The sequence below is a fragment of the Streptoverticillium reticulum genome, assembly GCF_047456005.1.
Classification (GTDB): Bacteria; Actinomycetota; Actinomycetes; order Streptomycetales; family Streptomycetaceae; genus Streptomyces; species Streptomyces reticulum.
On sequence record NZ_CP179755.1, the window covers coordinates 4958672 to 4977623 of the forward strand.

Below are 18952 nucleotides of genomic sequence, written 5' to 3' on the forward strand. Positions count from 1 at the left end.
GCATGGTGACGTTCGCGCAGGCGCAGGAACGGGCGGAGCGCTGGGTCAACGGCGACGTGCCCGGATACCTCCACCGCGAGGTGCAGGTACGGGAGTTCGACCTGGGCTTCGTGGCCTGGGCCGAGGGCGGCTCCGGAGGCGGCGGCGCCCGCCTGGTGATCGCCCGGGACAGCGGTGAGACGACGCTGTGGCCGGCACTGCCGGTGGGCGAGGTGATCCGCCGCTACGAGGAGGAGTACGGAACGGTGCCCGTGGACGAACCGGCCCCGGACGCGGCACCGCCGCGCCGGGTGGACCTGGAGGCGACGTCGTTCCTGCTGTCGCCGCCGCAGTGGCTGCAGGACGCGGCGGACGCGATGGGGATTCCGGACCGCAGGACGCCGTCTTCGCCTCCGGCGGGGGACGGTGACAGGACGGGGAAGCCTGCGGCGGCGGAGGACGGTGACGGTACCGGGGCGCCTTTGGCGGGGGCGGGCGGTGACGGTACCGCGGCGGTCACGTCCTGGGAGGACGTGGACAAGTCCGCTGCGGGCGCGGCCCCCTGGGCGGGTGCCGACGAGGACGACGACCGCTCGGTGGGCCTGCCGGCGACGGTGCTGACGCCGGCGCTGTCCGGTTCGGACGCCGACGACACGCCGCCGCCGGGCGTGCGTTCGGACGCGAAGACGGAACTGCTGCCGCGGGGCAGTGCGTTGCCGGCCACGGCGATCGCCCCGGCTTTGCCGGATGCTGCTCCGCAGGGTGCGCCGGGCGTTCCCGGCGCCCCGGGTGCGGCGCACGGCCATGCCGCTCCGGGCAGCCCGGGTGCCCCCGGTGCGCCCGTCGGCCTTCAGAGCCCGGGCATTCCGGGTGCCCCGCAGGCACCCGGTGCCCCGATGGTCCATGGCATGCCCCACGCCCCGCAGAGCGCGGATGCCTCTGGCGGTCCGCAGGGCCTCGGTGGCCCCGGTGCCCAGCACGGCGTGGGGGGCCCGGGCACCCCGGGTGGCCCGGCGGGCCTTGGCCCGTCCGGCGGCGGCCCGGGTGTGCCCGGTGCCCCGCAGCCTGCAGGTGCCCCGGGTACCCCTGGCGGCCCGCAGGGAATTGGTGGCCCTTCGACCCCTGGCGTATCCGGTGGCCCGGCGGTCCCGGGTGTTCCCGATGTCCCGCAGGGCACCGGTGGTCCGGTGTCCCTCGGTGCGTCCGGCGACCCGGCCCTGGGCGGGCCTGATGGCCCGCAGAACATGGGTGGCCCGGCGGCACCTGGCGCGCCCGGCGTCCCGCAGGGCACCGGTGGCCCGGTGAGCCTTGGCGCACCGCAGGTGCCCGGCGTGCCGGGCGGCCCGCAGAGCATCGGTGGCCCCTCGGCCCCTGGCGTACCCAACGCCCCGCAGGCACCCGGCATCCCCGGCGCTCCCGTGGCCCCGGGCGTTCCTGGTGTCCCGCAGGGCGGCAGCGGTCCGATGACTCCCGGCGTGCCCGGTGGCCCGTCGGTTCCCGGCGTGCCCGGCGGTTCGCAGAACGCGGGTGACCTGTCGGTCTCCGGTGTTCCCGGTGCTCCGGCGGTTCCGGGTGTCCCTGGTGTTCCGCAGGCGCCCGGTGTTCCGGCGGTTCCGGGTGTCCCCGGCGCCCCGCAGGGGACCGGCGGCCAGGTGACTCCCGGGGTGCCCGGTGGTCCGTCGGTTCCCGGCGTGCCCGGCGGTTCGCAGAACGCGGGTGACCTGTCGGTCTCCGGTGTTCCCGGTGCTCCGGCGGTTCCGGGTGTCCCTGGTGTTCCGCAGGCGCCCGGTGCTCCGGCAGTTCCGGGTGTCCCCGGCGCCCCGCAGGGGACCGGCGGTCCGCTGACTCCCGGCATGCCGGGCGGACCGGCAGGCGAGAGCCCGCAGGACATCGGTGGCCCGGTGACTCCTGGTGCCCCGCAGGCGCCTGGCGTGCCCGGCGGCCTGGCAGCCCCCGGCGTGCCGGGCGGTCCGCAGAGCCTCGGCGGCCCGTCGGCTTCTGGCGCACTCAACGGCCCGCAGGCGCCTGGTGTCCCCGGTGCTCCGGCGGTCCCGGGCGCCCCCGGCGGCCCGCAGATCATCGGCGGACCCGGCACCCACCAGGGCATCGGTGGCCCCGCGGCCCCCGGCATGCCCAACCCTCCGCAGCCGCCCGGCGTCCCCGGCGCCCCCAACCCCCCGCAGCCGCCCCCCGTCCCGGGTGCCCCGGGTACCCCCAACGCCCCGCAGGGCACCGGCGGTCCGGCAGCCCCCGGCATCCCCGGCCTCCCGCAGCCGCCCGCCGTCCCCAACGCGTCCCAGGGCACAGCCGCCCCCGGCACTCCGCAGGGCACCGCTGCCCCGCAGCCGCCCGCCGTCCCCAACGCGCCCCAGGGCGCACCCGCCCCCGGCACCCCCCAGGGCGCGGCCACCCCCAACGCCCCCCAACCCCCCGGAACCCCCGGAGGGAACCGGCACTACGCCGCCACGATGCTGGCCGACCCCAGTGCCATGGCGGGCGCCTCCGCGCGCCCCGGTGCCAACCCGCCCGCGCCGCCCGGCGCACCCGGCGTCCCCGGCGGCACCCCGCCTGCGCCCCCCGGCGCGCCCGGCGGCGTGCACCACGCCGCCACCATGTTCGCCCCGCAGGGGCCCGGCGGACCCGTCCAGCCCCCGAGCCCCCCGCAGGGGCCCGGGCAGGGGCCCGGTGTGCATCACGCCGCCACGATGCTCGCCGGGCCGAACGGCCCGCAGGCGCCGGCCGCACCCCGGCCTCCTGGCATCCCCGGAGGGGGCCCGCTCGCCGGGCCGAACGGCCCGCAGGCACCGGCCGCACCCCAGCCCCCAGGCGTCCCCGGCACCCCCGCAGGGGCACCCGCACCCCAACCCCCCGCCGCCCCGCAGGGGTACGGGTATCCCCAGCCCTCCGCCGGGCCGCCCACCGTGGGGCCCGGGTACATGGCCGTGGTGCGGTACCGGGCCCAGGACGGGTCCGAGCAGCAGATCATCCGGCGCAGTGCGCCGGGCACGCCGCACCCGGAGTGGCAGATCCTGCACGAGCTGCGCGGCATGAACGTGCCCCCGCAGTCCGTCGTCGAGCTGCACACCGAGCTCGAGTCCTGTGATCTGCCGGGCGGTTACTGCGCCCGCATGGTGCGCGAGACCTGGCCGCAGGTGCGGATCAGCCACACCGCCGCGTACGGGCGCGACCACGCGACCCGGCAGCAGGGCGTGCGTCATCTCGTCGCGCACCAGGGCGAGTTGCACCAGGTCGCCGACGGCCCGGCGCGCCCCGCGCCGAACCGGGCGCCGCTGCCGCACCCGAGTCAGGTGCGTCCGGCTCCGCCCGCGGCGCCGGACGCCATCGGGCGGGAGCTCGCCGAGTCCTTCGGCCCGCAGGGCGTCTTCCGTTTCGACCAGCGCGCCGTGTCGCGCCAGGGCGTTCCGGAGGTCGTCGCGCAGACCCTCGTCCAGGCGGGCGTGCCCGTCGACTTCGGCCCGTTCTTCTGGGGGCAGGCCCAGCCGGGCCGCCCGGTGCCGACGCTCGCCGAGCTCGCCGTCGAGCGCGGGGCGCAGTCGGCGGCGGACGCCGGTTCGTACCTGGTGATGGGCAGCGACTACGGCCGCCAGCTGTGCGTGCAGTACGGTACGGCGCACATCGTGGCCGTCCCCCTGGAGGCCGGGCCCGACGGGCGTGCGGCCGTGCCGCAGTTCGTCAACACGAGCCTTCCTCAGTTCGTACGCTCTTTGGCGCTGCTCGGCAAAATGTGGCGCTGGCGCTACGGGCTGACGCCGGAGCAGGCCGGGCGCTGGACCGTGGACTTCCAGGAACAACTGGCGGCACTGGACCCGGTGGCCCTCTCCTCGCCGGAGAACTGGTGGGCCGTGCTGCTGGAGCAGATGTGGGACGGTCTTTTCTAGCGGCCGGCCGAGGCGTGGACGGCACAGGGCGCTCGACCCGTGGACGGCGGGACGGGCGCCCTGTGCCCAAGACGGGGCGGAGTGTCGTGTCAAGAGCGCCTCTCCCGTCCAGGAATGATGGGACGCCGGACCGCGTCGCATACCGGATTTCCGGATATAAGGGGCTACAGGGATGAGTTCATCGGTGTCTCCTGACGGATTCGCTGTCGTACGGGGTCGCGGCTACCGGCCCGAGCAGGTCGACCGCGCCCTCACGGAGTTGGCGCGCCAGCGCGACTCCGCATGGGAGCGTGCCGCGCGACTGACCGTCCTCGGGCGGGAGATGGAGGACGAGGTGCGGCGGCTCGCCGAGATCGTCGGCAAGCTCCCGCCGCAGACGTACGACACCCTGGGCCCGCGCGCCCAGGGCCTGCTGACCACCGCCGAGCTGGAGGCCGCCGGCCTGCACGAGCGCGCCGAGGCGGCCGTCGTCGACCTTCAGGAAGCCACCCAGGCGCACTCCCGCGAAGTCCGTGACGCGGCGCACGAGTACGCCGTGGCGGTGCGGGCGGAGGCGGAGGAGTGGGCCCGGCAGGCCCGTCTCGCCGCCGAGTCCGTCTCCGACGACCTGCGCACGAAGGTGCGCCACGAGGTGACCCAGCGCCGGGAGGAGTCCCTCGCGGCCCTGAAGGAGATGCGCCGGCGCACCGCGCAGGCGCTCGCCGAGCAGGAGAAGGACCACGCGGAGCGCTGGGACGCGGCCGGCCGCGAGATCGCCGAGCGCGAGGCGGCGATGGACGCCCGGGTGGCGGCGATGGAGGAGTACGGCCGCACGGCCCTGAACGATGCGCAGCGCCACTACGCGGACGCGGAGGAGGCCGCGCGCCACGGTCAGGAGGATGCCGAGGCGCAGGCGGCGGCCGTGCTCGCGCAGGCGCGGGTGCGCGAGGAGCGGATCGCGCGGGAGACCGAGCGGGTGCTGCGGGAGCACGAGGAGCGGCGCGAGGAGTTGCGGTCGCACATGGCCCATGTGCGGCACAGTCTGGCGGCTCTGACCGGCAAGCCGGTTGCGGAGGACGTGGGGGACTAGTCCGTTCCCCGCGCCCCGAAACGGGGCGCGGGGAAACCGTGGCTACTTGGCCGCCTGCACCACCAGCGCCACTGTCACCTGCAGGCCGTCCTCCGTCGTCAGGCGGAGTACGTAACTGCCCGGCTGGCCGCCCGTGAACAGTTCCGGCACCTCGGCCACCCCGTCCTTGCCGGTCGGCGCGAGGGTCACGGTGCGGACCGGACTGCCCGCCTTGTCCTTGAAGAACGGGCCCGTGGTCTCGGCCGGCTTGCCGTCCTGACCGTAGACCGTGGCCGTCACCACCGTGCCGGCGACCGGCTTGCCCTTGCCGAGGGACTCGACCTTGATGCGCTCGGCGAACGAGCCCATCGGGGCCGCCGTCAGGATCTTCTTGCCGACGAGGGCGAGTTCGTCCGCCTTGCGTGCTTCGACGTCGGCGTCGAAGTCGGCCGGCGTGACGTCCTTCACCGTGGCGCGCACGGTGAACTTGCCCGTCACGTCGCCCGCGGTGATCTTCGGCGCGGTGGCCACGCCGTTCTCGCCCGCGGTGACGGTGGCGAGGACCGTGCGGTTGTCGTCCTTGCTCGGGAAGCTCGCCCCGGTCTTGCCGATGATCTCGAAGCGGACCTCGGCACCCGGCACCGGCTTGCCGTTCTTGTCCAGGACCTTGACGCCCGGCCGGGCGTCGAACGTCTCGCCCGCCGTGGCCGTCAACGTGCCGTCGTCGCCGAGGCGTTCGAGGTGGTCGGCCACCGGCTTGGCCGGGGTCGGCGGAGTGGGCTTGTCGCCGCCCTTGTCGCCGCCGTGGTCCCCGCCCTGGTCGCCACCGCCGCCCGGCTTGGACGGCTGCGAGGGCTTGGACGGTTCGGAAGGCTTCGACGGCTCGGCCGGCGTGCTCGGCCGCGACGGCGTACTCGGCGTGCTCGGCGCCGAGGGCCGCTCCGGCTTCCGCGCCGGGGGCACGCTCACGGGCGGCGGGGTGCCGGTCGGGCCCGAGCCGTGCCCGGTGTCCGGCAGCGAGACGGCCTCGCCGCTCTGGTACGTGCGCATCCAGGCCTCGACCGCGTTCACGTAGTCGCGGGAGCTGTTGTAGCTGAGGATCGCCCTGTCGAGGTCTGCGGGGTTGCTGAGGTCCTTGTTGCCGGCACACAGGTAACGGGCGGTGCCCGCCGCCGCGTCGAAGATGTTGTTGGGGTCCTTGATGCCCAGGCCGCGGCCGTCCGCGCCGTAGCTCTCCCACGTGGACGGGATGAACTGCATGGGCCCGACGGCGTGGTCGTACACCGGGTCGCCGTCCCACTTGCCGCCGTCGGTGTCCTTCACGAGCGCGAACTTGTCGCCGGTCAGGGCGGGGCCGATGATCGGCTTCTCGGTCGAGCCGTCGGAGCGCAGGCCGTAGCCGCTCGCGTGCTCGGACTCGACCTTGCCGATGCCGGCGATCAGCTGCCACGGGATGTGGCAGCCGGGATAGAGGTCCTTGGCCAGGTCCTCGGCGTGCTTGTACGCGGCGAGGGCCGTCGCGGGAATGCCCGTCGCACCGTCCGGAGCGTCACCGGGCGTGCTGGTGCCGGGTCTTCCACTGGCGCCGGGCCGCGGGACGAGGTCGGGCAGGGTGAGGTTGGGGGAGCCGTGCGGCCGGCTCTGCGGGTTGTCGGGACCCGGTGTGGGGTCGCCCCCGTCCGCGGTGTTGTGCGGCGGGCTGGCGCCCACGGCCGCGGTGGTGAGGCTGGCGACGAGCAGAGCAGTGCACAGTCCCTGGCGGGAGACGCTGGCAGCGCGAGTCTGAAGTATCTTCACGGAGGCTGCTTCCTTGGGAGACCGGCGGCCGTACGAAGGGGGTCGCACGAGCCCCCCTCGGCCATAAACCCGAACACTAATTCCCGCAAGCACCAAATGTCTTGTCCGGGGACGGGATTCACAGATTCTGCGCGCGCCGTTTCTCCGTACGCCCCCTTTTCCCGCCTCTCCCCGCCCAGCGGACGCGACCGGGCACCATCGTCGAGGGTCGTGGAGTGCGGCCGGGGCGGGAAGCTGTAAACCCGTCACATCGGGTGACAAGCAGACAACGGAACCCGGCCCGGGCGCGCGCTGGAGTGCGCGCCCGGGCCGGGTACGGTCGTGCTCAGAACCGGAAGATCGACTTGAGGTCGATCTGCACGGGGAAGGGGACCTCGGCGCGGAAGCGGTCGGTGTGGGCTGCGCCCTCGGGGTGACTGGCCAGTGCGTAGACACCGCTCGGCTGGTCCAGCCAGAACTCGTGGAGGACGGGGAAGCCGTCCTCGCCGCGCTCCACGCGCCAGTAATGCGGAATTCCCGCCTCGGCGTACATCGCGGGCTTGCGGAAGCGGTCGTCGGACCGTGAGCCGTGGGAGACCACTTCGACCACGAGGGACACGGCGTCGACCGGCACGCACTCCAGGGTGAAGAAGTCCAGGCCGGTGCGGTCGAAGACGATGACATCCGGCTTGGGCGGGTTGTACTCGTCGACCAGTACGCAGCGCTCGGTGTTCACCTCGTAAGGATCTTGCTTGGCGCCGCGCAACTGGAAGTACAGCTCATCGCGTACCCGGTCGTGCCACTGGTTCGTCATCCCCCGGACCGCAATCTTCCCATCCACGAGGTCCCACTCGAACGGCAGATCCAGGTCTTTGACCTCGTCATACGTCCAGCCCCGGGACGGCGGGTGCATCCAGTCGATCGGCTCGGCAGTCACGTGCCACCTCCCTCGAAGTCGCCTGTTTCACAGCCTAGCGGCGGCCCGCCCCGGCAGGATCGTTACGGCGGTGGCTGTCGGCGGACCGTCGTAGTCTGGAAGCACCCCGGCCCGTACGCACGCGTCGGGCGATTCGCGTTGTCCGCTTGTCCACCCCCGGGACGGGATGCCCTCCATGAGCCTGCACGGTCTGCTCGACGCCGTCGTCAACGATCCGGCGCTCGCCGAAGCGGTCGAGGCCGCGGCCGACGGCAACCGGCCGCACATCGACCTGGTCGGGCCGCCCGCCGCGCGGCCCTTCGCCGTCGCCGCGCTGGCCCGGGACGCACAGCGGCCCGTGCTCGCCGTCACGGCGACGGGCCGGGAGGCCGAGGACCTCGCGGCCGCGCTGCGCTCGTTCCTCCCCGAGGAAGCGGTCGTGGAGTACCCGTCCTGGGAGACGCTGCCGCACGAGCGGCTCTCCCCGCGCTCCGACACCGTCGGCCGCCGCCTCGCCGTGCTGCGCCGGCTCGCGCACCCGAGCAAGGACGACCCGGCCGCGGGACCGGTGAGCGTGGTCGTCGCGCCCATCCGCTCGGTGCTGCAGCCGCAGGTCAAGGGGCTCGGCGACCTGGAGCCCGTCAGTCTGCGCACCGGGCAGACCGCGGACCTGGAGGAGGTCGTGGACGCCCTGGCCGCGGCCGCCTACGCGCGCGTCGAACTGGTCGAGAAGCGCGGCGAGTTCGCGGTCCGCGGCGGCATCCTCGACGTCTTCCCGCCGACCGAGGAGCACCCGCTCCGGATCGAGTTCTGGGGCGACGACGTCGAGGAGATCCGCTACTTCAAGGTCGCCGACCAGCGCTCCCTGGAGATCGCCGAGCACGGCGTGTGGGCCCCGCCCTGCCGCGAGCTGCTGCTGACGGACGCCGTCCGGGAGCGGGCCGCGGCCCTCGCCGAGCAGCACCCCGAGCTGGGCGAGCTGCTCGGCAGGATCGCCGAGGGCATCGCCGTCGACGGCATGGAGTCCCTCGCGCCCGTCCTCGTGGACGACATGGAGCTGCTGCTGGACGTCCTGCCGGCCGGCAGCATGGCGGTCGTGTGCGACCCGGAGCGGGTGCGCACGCGCGCCGCGGACCTCGTGGCGACGAGCCAGGAGTTCCTGCAGGCCTCCTGGGCCGCCACCGCGGGCGGCGGAGAGGCTCCGATCGACGTGGACGCCGCCTCCCTGTGGAGCATCGCCGACGTCCGCGACCGGGCCCGCGAGCTCGGCATGATGTGGTGGTCGGTGAGCCCCTTCGCGGCAGGCGAGGACGAGGGGGACGGCGACACCCTCAAGCTCGGCATGCACGCTCCCGAGACCTACCGCGGCGACACCGCCCGGGCCCTGGCCGACACCAAGGGCTGGCTGGCCGACGGCTGGCGCACGGTCTTCCTCACCGAGGGCCACGGCCCGGCCGCCCGCACCGTCGAGGTGCTCGGCGGCGAGGGCATCGCCGCCCGGCTCGACGCGGACCTGGAGACGGTCGCCCCGTCCGTCGTGCACGTCTCCTGCGCGGGCATCGACACCGGCTTCGTCGACCCCAAACTGAAGATCGCCGTCCTGACGGAGACCGACCTCTCGGGTCAGAAGTCCGCCAGCAAGGACCTGGGCCGGATGCCGGTCCGCCGCCGCAAGACGATCGACCCGCTGACCCTCCAGGCCGGTGACTACATCGTCCACGAGCAGCACGGCGTCGGCCGCTACATCGAGATGGTCCAGCGCACGGTCCAGGGCGCCACCCGTGAGTACCTGCTCGTCGAGTACGCCCCCGCCAAGCGCGGCCAGCCGGGCGACCGCCTCTACATCCCCACCGACCAGCTGGAGCAGGTCACCAAGTACGTCGGCGGCGAGGCCCCCACGCTGCACCGGCTCGGCGGCGCCGACTGGACCAAGACCAAGGCGCGCGCCAAGAAGGCCGTCAAGGAGATCGCCGCCGACCTGATCAAGCTCTACTCGGCCCGGATGGCCGCCCCCGGCCACCCCTTCGGCACGGACACCCCCTGGCAGCGCGAGCTGGAGGACGCCTTCCCCTACGCCGAGACGCCCGACCAGCTCACCACCATCGCCGAGGTCAAGGAGGACATGGAGAAGTCCGTCCCCATGGACCGCCTGGTCTGCGGCGACGTCGGCTACGGCAAGACCGAGATCGCGGTCCGTGCGGCCTTCAAGGCGGTGCAGGACGGCAAGCAGGTCGCGGTGCTGGTGCCGACGACCCTGCTGGTGCAGCAGCACTTCGGCACGTTCTCCGAGCGCTACTCCCAATTCCCGGTCGTGGTCAGGGCGTTGTCCCGGTTCCAGACGGACGCCGAGGCGAAGGCCGTCCTGGAGGGCCTGCGCGAGGGCTCGGTCGACGTCGTCATCGGCACACACCGCCTCTTCTCCTCCGAGACCAAGTTCAAGGACCTCGGCCTGGTCATCGTCGACGAGGAACAGCGCTTCGGCGTCGAGCACAAGGAGCAGCTGAAGAAGCTCCGGGCCAACGTGGACGTGCTGACGATGTCCGCGACCCCGATCCCGCGCACGCTGGAGATGGCCGTCACCGGCATCCGCGAGATGTCGACGATCACCACCCCGCCGGAGGAGCGCCACCCGGTGCTCACCTTCGTCGGCCCGTACGACCAGAAGCAGATCGGCGCCGCCATCCGCCGCGAACTGCTCCGCGAGGGGCAGGTCTTCTACATCCACAACCGCGTCGAGTCCATCGACCGGGCGGCCGCGAAGCTGCGCGAGATCGTGCCCGAGGCGCGGATCGCCACGGCCCACGGCCAGATGGGCGAGAGCGCGCTGGAGCAGGTCGTCGTCGACTTCTGGGAGAAGAAGTTCGACGTGCTCGTCTCGACGACGATCGTCGAGTCCGGCATCGACATCTCCAACGCCAACACGCTGATCGTCGAGCGCGGCGACAACTTCGGCCTCTCGCAGCTGCACCAGCTGCGCGGCCGCGTGGGCCGCAGCCGGGAGCGCGGCTACGCCTACTTCCTCTACCCGCCGGAGAAGCCGCTCACCGAGACGGCGCACGAGCGCCTGGCCACCATCGCCCAGCACACGGAGATGGGCGCGGGCATGTACGTCGCGATGAAGGACCTGGAGATCCGTGGCGCGGGCAACCTGCTCGGCGGCGAGCAGTCCGGCCACATCGCGGGCGTCGGCTTCGACCTCTACATCCGCATGGTCGGCGAGGCCGTCGCGGACTACCGCGCCTCCCTGGAGGGCGGCGTGGAGGAGGAGCCGCCGCTGGAGGTCAAGATCGAGCTCCCGGTGGACGCGCACGTCCCGCACGACTACGCGCCGGGCGAGCAGCTGCGCCTCCAGGCGTACCGGGCGATCGCCTCGGCGAACTCCGAGGAGGACATCAAGGCGGTCCGCGAGGAACTGACCGACCGCTACGGCAAGTTGCCGGAGCCCGTGGAGAACCTGCTGCTCGTGGCCGGCCTGCGGATGCTGGCGCGGGCGTGCGGGGTCGCCGACATCACCCTGCAGGGGGCGAACGTGCGGTTCGGCCCGGTGGACCTGCGGGAGTCGCAGGAGCTGCGGCTGAAGCGGTTGTATCCGCGGACGGTGATGAAGCCGGCGACCCAGCAGATCCTGGTCCCCCGCCCGGCGACCCGGCAGATCGGCGGCAAGCCGCTCGTCGGGCGGGAGTTGCTGGCGTGGACCGGCGAGTTCCTGACGACGATCCTGGGCTGAGGGCTGTCCCCTATATGTGTCCCCTATATATAGGGGACAGGGCCACGCCTAACCGACGCGCTGCAGCACCACGTAGCCGCCCGCGTCGCCGAACAGATCGAACCGGACCCCGGGGTGCAGCCTCTGCACCTCGGCCAGCAGGTCCTTCGCCGACCGTCCGTCCCCGACCCGCAGCGTGACGTAATCCGGCGTGATCCCCCGGGTGTCCCCTATCCACAGCACCCGGCACCGGTTGACCAGCCGGCTGATCGGGCCCACGTCGGACTCGACGACGGAGCCGTCGGGGATGCGGTCCAGCAGCCCCTCCGCCGCCTTCACGCTCGCCGGTATCCGGTAACTGTCCGGCACCGTAAGGCTGTACAGCGGCAGCGAGGCCGTGAGCGCCAGCGCCGCCGCGAGCACCGCGGCGGGCAGGTGCTGCGCGTACGTCCGCAGCCAGGCGCGGCCCGCGCGCGGCGCACCCGCCAGCGCGTCCGCCAGCGCGATGAAGACGACGGGCATCAGCACCGCGCTGTAGTGCCAGTCGGTGCCCCAGTAGTGGTCGTCGTGGGAGAGGAAGCGCCACCCCAGCGTCGGCAGCGCGACGATCAGTACGGGCGAGCGCAGCGCGAACAGGCCCGTCGTGGGCAGCACGATCCACAGCAGCGTGCGGATCGCGGTGTCGAGCGGGATGACGGGGGCGGGCCCGGGGGCCCCGTTGCCGTCGAGCTTGGTCCAGTAGTCGTACGCCCCGCTGTGGTTGAAGCTCGGGATGACCACGCCGAGGGCCACGGCCGTGGCCACGAGCCCGAACCCCACCAGCCCCAGGGCCCACGCGGCCGCCCGCGGATCGCTGCGGACGCCCCGCAGCCGTATCAGCACCAGCGCGCCGATGACGGCGGCGGTGACCCCCAGGTCCTCCTTGACCAGCACCAGCGGTGCCGCCCAGAGCACCGCGGTCCGCCACCGCCGCCGCACCACGGCCTCCAGGGAGAAGGCCAGCAGCGGCATGGCGAAGGCGATCTCGTGGAAGTCGAAGTCGACCGCCCGCTGCACGCCCCATGACAGCCCGTACGCCACCCCGATCGCGAGGCCGCGCCCGCGGCCCAGCAGGTGTGCGGCGAGCCGGGTCACCGGGACCGTGGACAGGGCGAACAGCAGGGCCTGGACGACCAGGAGGGTCACCGGGGTCGGGAAGACCCGGTAGAAGGGGGCGATCAGCGCGGTGACGGGGCTGAAGTGGTCGCCGAGGATGTTGGTGCCGGGCCCCTTGAGGTCGGCTATCGGCGCGCCGAGCCGGGCGTAGCCCTGTATCGCCTGCTCGAAGATGCCCAGGTCCCAGGACATGGTGAGCATGCGGACGTGCCGGCTCAGCGAGAGCGCGGTGTAGAGGACGAAGAAGACGCCGCCGACCCAGTACGGGTCGAGCCGGGGGGTGCGCAGGGCGGTACGGGCCGCGGACGCGCCGCGCTGCCGTGCCGGGGCCGGGGCCGCTGCCGGTTCCATGGGGGGCTTGTCCTCTCTGTACCGCTGCACCGTGAATGTCGAAAAGATACGCGAAACGGCTCTCCCGGTTCTCCTGCGGAGACGGCCCCCGGACCGGGCCGGTTCGCCTACCATCGATCAACGCCCGATCGTTGTGCCCGCCCGTACCCCTTCCCGGGAGGCTTCATGATCCGCCGCAGGACCGCGCTCGCCGTCTCCGCCGCCGCACTGCTCACCGCGTCCCCCCTGCTCACCGCCTGCGGCTCGGCCCCGCATCCGGGTGCCGCGGCCGTCGTGGGCAAGGACAGGATCACCGTCTCGCAGCTGCAGAGCCAGGTGAACGACGTGCGGGACGCGCAGCAGTCCTCGCCGCAGGGCCGGCAGATGCTGGCGGACAGCGCCCGCCTCGGCCAGGACACCCTGGTCCGGCTCATCCAGTACCGCATCATCGAGCAGGCCGGCGAGGACAACGGCGTGCAGGTCACCCGCCGCGAGGTCCAGGAGCAGCGCGCCAAGGTCGAGAAGGCCAACGGCGGCGCCGACGCGGTCGAGAGCAGGTTCCTCGCGCTCGGCATCGCCCCCGACCAGATCGACCAGGCGCTGACCATGGACCTGGTCCGCAGCAAGCTGGACGGCAAGCTGGGGGCCGCGCGGACCAACGACGTCCTGATGAAGACCTCCGACGCGCTGCGCGTCGACGTCAATCCGCGCTACGGCTCCTGGGACGCGAAGCGCGGCACCGCGCGGCCCGCGCAGGAGCCCTGGCTGCGGCCCACGACGACCGCGCCCGAGCAGCCGGCCTGAGCCGGGGCCGACGGCACGGCATAGGCTCGTCCGTGTGAACGCCTCCACGGACTCCGCCGGCCGCATCGTCCTCCTCACCACCAGCCACCGGGTCGCCCCGGGGCTGCTGTCCTGGCCCGCGTGGCAGGCGCTGCGCGAGGCCGGGCGGGTGCTGTGCGCCGACCCCGACCACCCGCAGCTGCCGTATCTGCGGGAGGCCGGGGTCGAGGTCGAACAGGCCGGTGCCGACGCCCGCGAGCTCGTCGACTACTGCGTGCACGAGCGGCGCACCGCCGTCGTGATCAGCTCGGCCGAGGGCGAGTCCGCCCTCACCGACGGCCTCGCCCGGCTGGCCGGCTCCGGGCGCGAGACCATGCCCGCCCTGGAACTGCTCCCCGGCTCGTACGACCTGCCCGGCGCCCGGCTGCTGGACCTGGTGCAGGTCATGGACCGGATCCGGGCCGCCTGCCCGTGGAGCGGCATACGGACCCACGAGGACCTGGCCAAGTACGGGCTGGAGGAGATGTACGAGCTCCTGGAGGCCATCGAGACCGGGGACCGGGAGGCGCTGCGCGAGGAGCTCGGCGACGTCCTGCTCCAGGTGGTCTTCCATGCCCGGATCGCCCAGGACGACCCGGACGAGCCGTTCTCCGTCGACGACGTCGCGGGCACGATCGTCGACAAGCTCATCCACCGCCACCCGCATGTCTTCGGCGAGGAGACCGCCGAGACGCCGGAGGAGGTCAAGGCGCACTGGATGCGGACGAAGGCGGAGGAGAAGCGCCGGGAGTCCGTCACCGAGGGCGTGCCGCTGGGCCAGCCGGCGCTGGCGCTGGCTGCGAAGCTGGCGTCGCGTGCGCGGCACGAGGGCCTGGACGTGGCCGTCCCGGCGGGCGAGGGCATCGGCTACGAACTGCTGGCTCTGGCGGTGCGGGCCGAGGCGGAGGGCGTGGAGCCGGAGACCGCGCTGCGGGCCGCATCCCGCGTGTACCGGGATGCGGTGCTGGCTGCCGAGCGGGGGCGCTGAGCCCGGTTTTCGGCTGCAGGCCCGCCGTGGCTGGTCGCGCAGTTCCCCGCGCCCCTTCGGGGCGCCGAGCCCCGTCAGGGGCGCGGGGAACTGCGCGACCAGTCGGGGACGGCCCGCACCCGAAGAACTACCCGTTCACCCGTTCGGGCCAGCGGTGGTCATGGCGAGGCCCCCGACGGGTACTCCCGTTCCATGGAACTCGCCCTCCCCGCCTACCTCGGCGGCCTCGCCCCCTTCATCGTCGGGATCTTCGTCGTCGCCCTGCTGGTCGGGGCGGTGGCCTACGGGATGCGGAAACGCGACCAGGAGCCGCCCCCGCCCTCGCAGCCGCAGCGGCGCATGGGGGCCTGGACGACGCCCGAGGAGCGGGACCGTCCCCGGACGCCCGAGCACGGCCCGGGCCATGACGACGACGAGGACGCCGTCGGCTACGTCCGCGGGCACCGCGAGTCGGACCGGCTCCAGACGGAGGCCGACGGGGAACGGGTGCTGCCGCACGAGATCCGCAACCCGGGCAGTCATCCGGAGGAGCCGTCCGAAGAGGACAAGAAGTGGCGCCCGGGCGGCAGCGGCTCCTTCGGCAGCGGAGGCGCGGGGGCCCGGTAGCGGTACGAAGTACCGTCGGTGCCGTGCACCAGAACGACACCCCCGCCGCCCCCGACCTCTTCACCTGGGAGTTCGCCGCCGACCCCTACCCGGCGTACGCCTGGCTCCGCGAGCACTCCCCGGTGCACCGCACCACCCTCCCCAGCGGGGTGGAGGCCTGGCTCGTCACCCGGTACGCCGACGCCCGGCAGGCCCTCGCCGACCAGCGGCTCTCGAAGAACCCGGTGCACCACTCCGAGCGGTCCGCCCACGGCAAGGGCAAGACCGGCATCCCGGGCGAGCGCAGCGCCAACCTCATGACGCACCTGCTCAACATCGATCCCCCGGACCACACCCGGCTCCGCCGTCTCGTCTCCAAGGCGTTCACGCCGCGGCGTGTGGCGGAGTTCGCCCCGCGTGTGCAGGAGCTCACCGACCGGCTCATCGACGGCTTCGCGGGGCAGGGGGAAGCGGACCTCATTCACGAGTTCGCCTTTCCGCTCCCCATCTACGCGATCTGCGACATGCTCGGCGTCCCGCCCGAGGACCAGGACGACTTCCGCGACTGGGCGGGCATGATGATCCGCCACGGCGGCGGCCCGCGCGGCGGAGTGGCCCGCTCCGTGAAGAAGATGCGGGGCTATCTCGCGGAGTTGATCCACCGCAAGCGCAACGATCCGGGCGAGGACCTCATTTCGGGTCTGATCCGGGCAAGCGACCACGGCGAGCACCTCACCGAGAACGAGGCCGCCGCCATGGCCTTCATCCTGTTGTTCGCCGGTTTTGAAACAACTGTGAACCTGATCGGTAACGGAACCTACGCCCTGCTGCGCAACCCGGATCAGCGCGAACGCCTGCAAAACGCCCTCGCGGAGGGCGACGGGAGCCTGTTGGCCACGGGGGTCGAGGAACTCCTGCGCTACGACGGCCCGGTGGAGCTGGCCACCTGGCGCTTCGCCACCGAGTCCCTGACGCTGGGCGGGCAGCGCATCGCCGAGGGCGACCCGGTGCTGGTCGTGCTGGCCGCCGCCGACCGCGACCCGGCGCGGTTCGCCGACCCGGACACCCTCGACCTCGCCCGGCGCGACAACCAGCACCTCGGGTACGGGCACGGGATCCACTACTGCCTGGGGGCGCCACTGGCGCGCCTGGAGGGCCAGACGGCGCTCGCGACCCTGCTGCGCCGTCTGCCCGACCTGCGGCTGGCCGCCGATCCGGACGACCTGCGCTGGCGCGGCGGGCTCATCATGCGCGGACTGCGCACGCTGCCCGTGGAGTTCACGCCGGAGGCTCCGACCGCCGTCGGATGACGTACGGTCAAGTGGCGTGACCGCGGCGTGACCTCGGATACACCGGCTTGTGACTCCCGGAGGCCGTCGCTATGTTCGACGACCACATCAGCCCCGAGACGAGAGGCCCACGCATGCGCGCAGGCAACGGAAGACATCGCCGCCCCCGTCAGGCACCCGCGATCGTGGTCGCAGCGGGGGTGACGGGTTCGGCCCTCGCCATGCCGCTGATGGCCGCCACCGGCGCGTCCGCGGCCGACACCGGTACGTGGGACCAGGTCGCCCAGTGCGAGAGCGGCGGGACCTGGAGCGCGGCCGGCGGGGGCGGACTGGGGATCTCGCAGGACGCGTGGGAGCAGAACGGCGGCCGTGCGTACGCCCCGCGCCCCGACCTCGCCAGCCGCTCCCAGCAGATAGCCGTCGCCGAGAGCATGCTCGACGGCCAGGGCCCCGGCGCTTGGGGCGGCTGCGGCGCGAGCGCGGGCCTGTCCCGCGGGAGCAAGGCGCCGCAGGTGGACCCGGGTGCCACCCAGACCCCGGCATCCAGGGCGCCCGCGCCGGAGCGCAAGGCTCCGCCGGTGCACGAGCCGTCGTCCTCAGCGCCGTCCGACGGCGCGTCCGGGGACGCGAAGCCGGCGCCCGGCACGGCCACGCCCGGTGGTCCCGCTTCCACGAGCCCGGCGACCCCGTCGCCCTCGCCCTCCGACGACGACCGGTCGCACGGCAGGCACCGCAAGGACGACCCGGCCCCCGCGCCGTCGACGGGCTCCACGGCGCCCTCCGGCACGCCCTCGGGCACCCCGTCCGGCACGCCCTCCACGGACCCGGCGAACCCGCACCCGTCCCTGCCCGGCACGCCGTCCGGCACCCCGTCCGACGCTCCGTCGAACTCCGGCCCCGGCACCGGGGGCATCGACTCCGGCAACGGCAAGCACCGTGCGGAGCCGCCCCGTTCCGGCGACGACGGACGTGTTTCGCGCGGAGGTTCGGACGCCCGCACCGGTGGCCCCTCCGACCACGACTACACCGTGCGCCCCGGTGACAACCTGTCAGCCATCGCGGAAGACCATTCGGTGAAGGGCGGTTGGCACTCGTTGTACGAGAACAATCAAAACACCGTCGGAAGCGATCCCGACCTCATCCAGCCTGGTCAGCGCCTCGATCTGGGCCGGTAGTGCGGCAGTTCGGGTCGAATGTCCGTTCACGCGGGAAAATGAGACAAGGGTCTCGTTGACTTTTGGCTGGACGGCCTCGGTCCGTTCTCCGCGCACCGCCTCCCACCTGCGGAAATGTCAGGTTCCCAGGGGTAACTGCAGTCAGTGGTGGCTGAAAAGAGGGGTTTGAACCCGTCGGCCGCCTGTGTTTACCGTCATCACCGCTCGCCATCGCGAGCACCACGGTCGTCACGCCGAATCCTGCCGACGGCCGCGGGAACCGTCGCGCAAGCGCCGTAGGCAGGAGCGGGGGAACCAAGGTAGGTCGCCGCAACGGCCGCCGGTGAGAGCCGGAAGCCGGAGCGGCTAGGGGTGAAGCCCGGTGCGCGCAAGCCACTGGGCCGGGCAAACTCACAGCCCGAACCCGACAGCTCACCTCGTAGGCGCCGGTGAGGAAACGACTCATGTCCAAGGGCAAGCACCGCCGTCCGTCCAAGGCCGTCCGCATCGTCACGCTCGCCGGGGTCACCGGCGTCGCCGTTGCCGCCCCGCTGATGGTCGCAACCTCCGCCAACGCCGCCTCGGTGTCCACCTGGGACAAGGTCGCCCAGTGCGAGTCCGGTGGCGACTGGTCGATCAACACCGGCAACGGTTACTACGGCGGCCTGCAGTTCTCGAACTCCTCCTGGGCAGCCGCGGGCGGCACCAAGTACGCCGCGCGCGCCGACCTCGCCTCCAAGAGCCAGCAGATCGCCACCGCCGAGAAGCTGCTCGCCATGCAGGGCCCGGGCGCCTGGGGCTGCGCCGGTGCCGGCGGTCTGACCTCCGGCGGCGCGAAGGCCGACGTCGACACCTCCGACTCCTCGTCCTCGTCGAAGTCCTCGAAGTCCGAGCGCAACAACTGGTCGAGCAAGAGCCACGCCGACCGCAGCGAGCGCCAGGCCGCCCCGAAGCACGCCAAGCCGCAGCAGGAGTCCTCCGACGACGACTCGTCCGAGGAGACCCCGGCGAAGCAGTACACGCCGAAGCACGCCGCCCCGAAGGCTAAGGACGTCAAGACGGGCGACGGCGAGTACACGGTCAAGGAAGGCGACACCCTCGGCACGATCGCCGACGCCCAGCACGTCAAGGGCGGCTGGGAGAAGCTCTTCGACCGCAACAAGGACATCGTCGACAACGCCGACCTGATCTTCCCGGGCCAGAAGCTGCACCTCAGCTGAACCCTGTGAGCCCAGCGGACCGCCCCGCTCCGATGCGTCCTCCCCCCGAGCCGCATCGGAGCGGGGCTCCGCCGTTCCGGGACCT

The 18952-nt window shown here is 73.2% G+C and carries 12 protein-coding genes and 1 riboswitch; of the genes, 9 read left to right on the forward strand and 3 right to left on the reverse strand.

Annotated features, from left to right (window positions below; translation table 11 throughout):
• Positions 1–2 precede the first annotated feature (2 nt).
• Together ACMATS_RS22700 and ACMATS_RS22705 are read left to right on the forward strand one after the other, a co-directional pair.
• Positions 3–3878, forward strand: a complete 3876-nt coding sequence (locus ACMATS_RS22700; protein ID WP_414168857.1) for an SUKH-4 family immunity protein — start codon at positions 3–5, stop codon at positions 3876–3878.
• 172 nt (positions 3879–4050) lie between these two features.
• Complete coding sequence (locus tag ACMATS_RS22705; protein WP_390780088.1) at positions 4051–4947, forward strand: cellulose-binding protein; 897 nt, start codon at positions 4051–4053, stop codon at positions 4945–4947.
• A gap of 42 nt (positions 4948–4989) precedes the next feature.
• Here ACMATS_RS22705 and ACMATS_RS22710 read toward each other — a convergent pair whose 3' ends face one another.
• Positions 4990–6723, reverse strand: a complete 1734-nt coding sequence (locus ACMATS_RS22710) for a hypothetical protein (RefSeq protein WP_414168858.1) — start codon at positions 6721–6723, stop codon at positions 4990–4992.
• Between the two features lie 325 nt (positions 6724–7048).
• A complete protein-coding gene (locus tag ACMATS_RS22715) occupies positions 7049–7639 on the reverse strand; it encodes a Uma2 family endonuclease (protein WP_414168859.1) in 591 nt (196 codons plus the stop codon).
• A 175-nt stretch (positions 7640–7814) separates the two neighbouring features.
• On the opposite strand from ACMATS_RS22715, the gene mfd reads away from it, so the two are divergent.
• Positions 7815–11345, forward strand: coding sequence for a transcription-repair coupling factor (gene mfd / locus ACMATS_RS22720; protein WP_414168860.1), 3531 nt, complete (start codon positions 7815–7817; stop codon positions 11343–11345).
• Positions 11346–11393: 48 nt separating this feature from the next.
• Here the strand turns inward: mfd and ACMATS_RS22725 are convergent, their stop codons facing one another.
• Positions 11394–12830, reverse strand: a complete 1437-nt coding sequence (locus ACMATS_RS22725; protein ID WP_414168861.1) for a DUF2079 domain-containing protein — start codon at positions 12828–12830, stop codon at positions 11394–11396.
• A 165-nt stretch (positions 12831–12995) separates the two neighbouring features.
• Between ACMATS_RS22725 and ACMATS_RS22730 the strand changes: the two genes are divergently transcribed.
• The 6 genes from ACMATS_RS22730 (at position 12996) to ACMATS_RS22755 (ending at position 18867) form a co-directional block, all read left to right on the forward strand.
• Positions 12996–13613, forward strand: coding sequence for a SurA N-terminal domain-containing protein (locus ACMATS_RS22730; protein ID WP_390780093.1), 618 nt, complete (start codon positions 12996–12998; stop codon positions 13611–13613).
• Positions 13614–13647: 34 nt separating this feature from the next.
• Positions 13648–14619, forward strand: coding sequence for a nucleoside triphosphate pyrophosphohydrolase (locus ACMATS_RS22735; RefSeq protein WP_414168862.1), 972 nt, complete (start codon positions 13648–13650; stop codon positions 14617–14619).
• Between the two features lie 192 nt (positions 14620–14811).
• Positions 14812–15225, forward strand: coding sequence for a DUF6479 family protein (locus tag ACMATS_RS22740; protein ID WP_414168863.1), 414 nt, complete (start codon positions 14812–14814; stop codon positions 15223–15225).
• A 23-nt stretch (positions 15226–15248) separates the two neighbouring features.
• Entirely contained in the window at positions 15249–16514 is a 1266-nt protein-coding gene (locus ACMATS_RS22745; RefSeq protein ID WP_414168864.1) for a cytochrome P450 family protein, read from the forward strand.
• 113 nt (positions 16515–16627) lie between these two features.
• Positions 16628–17668: a transglycosylase family protein gene (locus ACMATS_RS22750; protein WP_414168865.1), complete on the forward strand. Its 1041-nt coding sequence runs from the start codon at positions 16628–16630 to the stop codon at positions 17666–17668.
• Between the two features lie 261 nt (positions 17669–17929).
• Positions 17930–18108: riboswitch (cyclic di-AMP (ydaO/yuaA leader) on the forward strand.
• A 3-nt stretch (positions 18109–18111) separates the two neighbouring features.
• Positions 18112–18867 carry a transglycosylase family protein gene (locus ACMATS_RS22755; RefSeq protein ID WP_390780098.1) on the forward strand — a complete coding sequence of 252 codons (756 nt, stop codon included), beginning with the start codon at positions 18112–18114 and terminating at the stop codon, positions 18865–18867.
• The last annotated feature ends 85 nt before the right edge of the window (positions 18868–18952 follow it).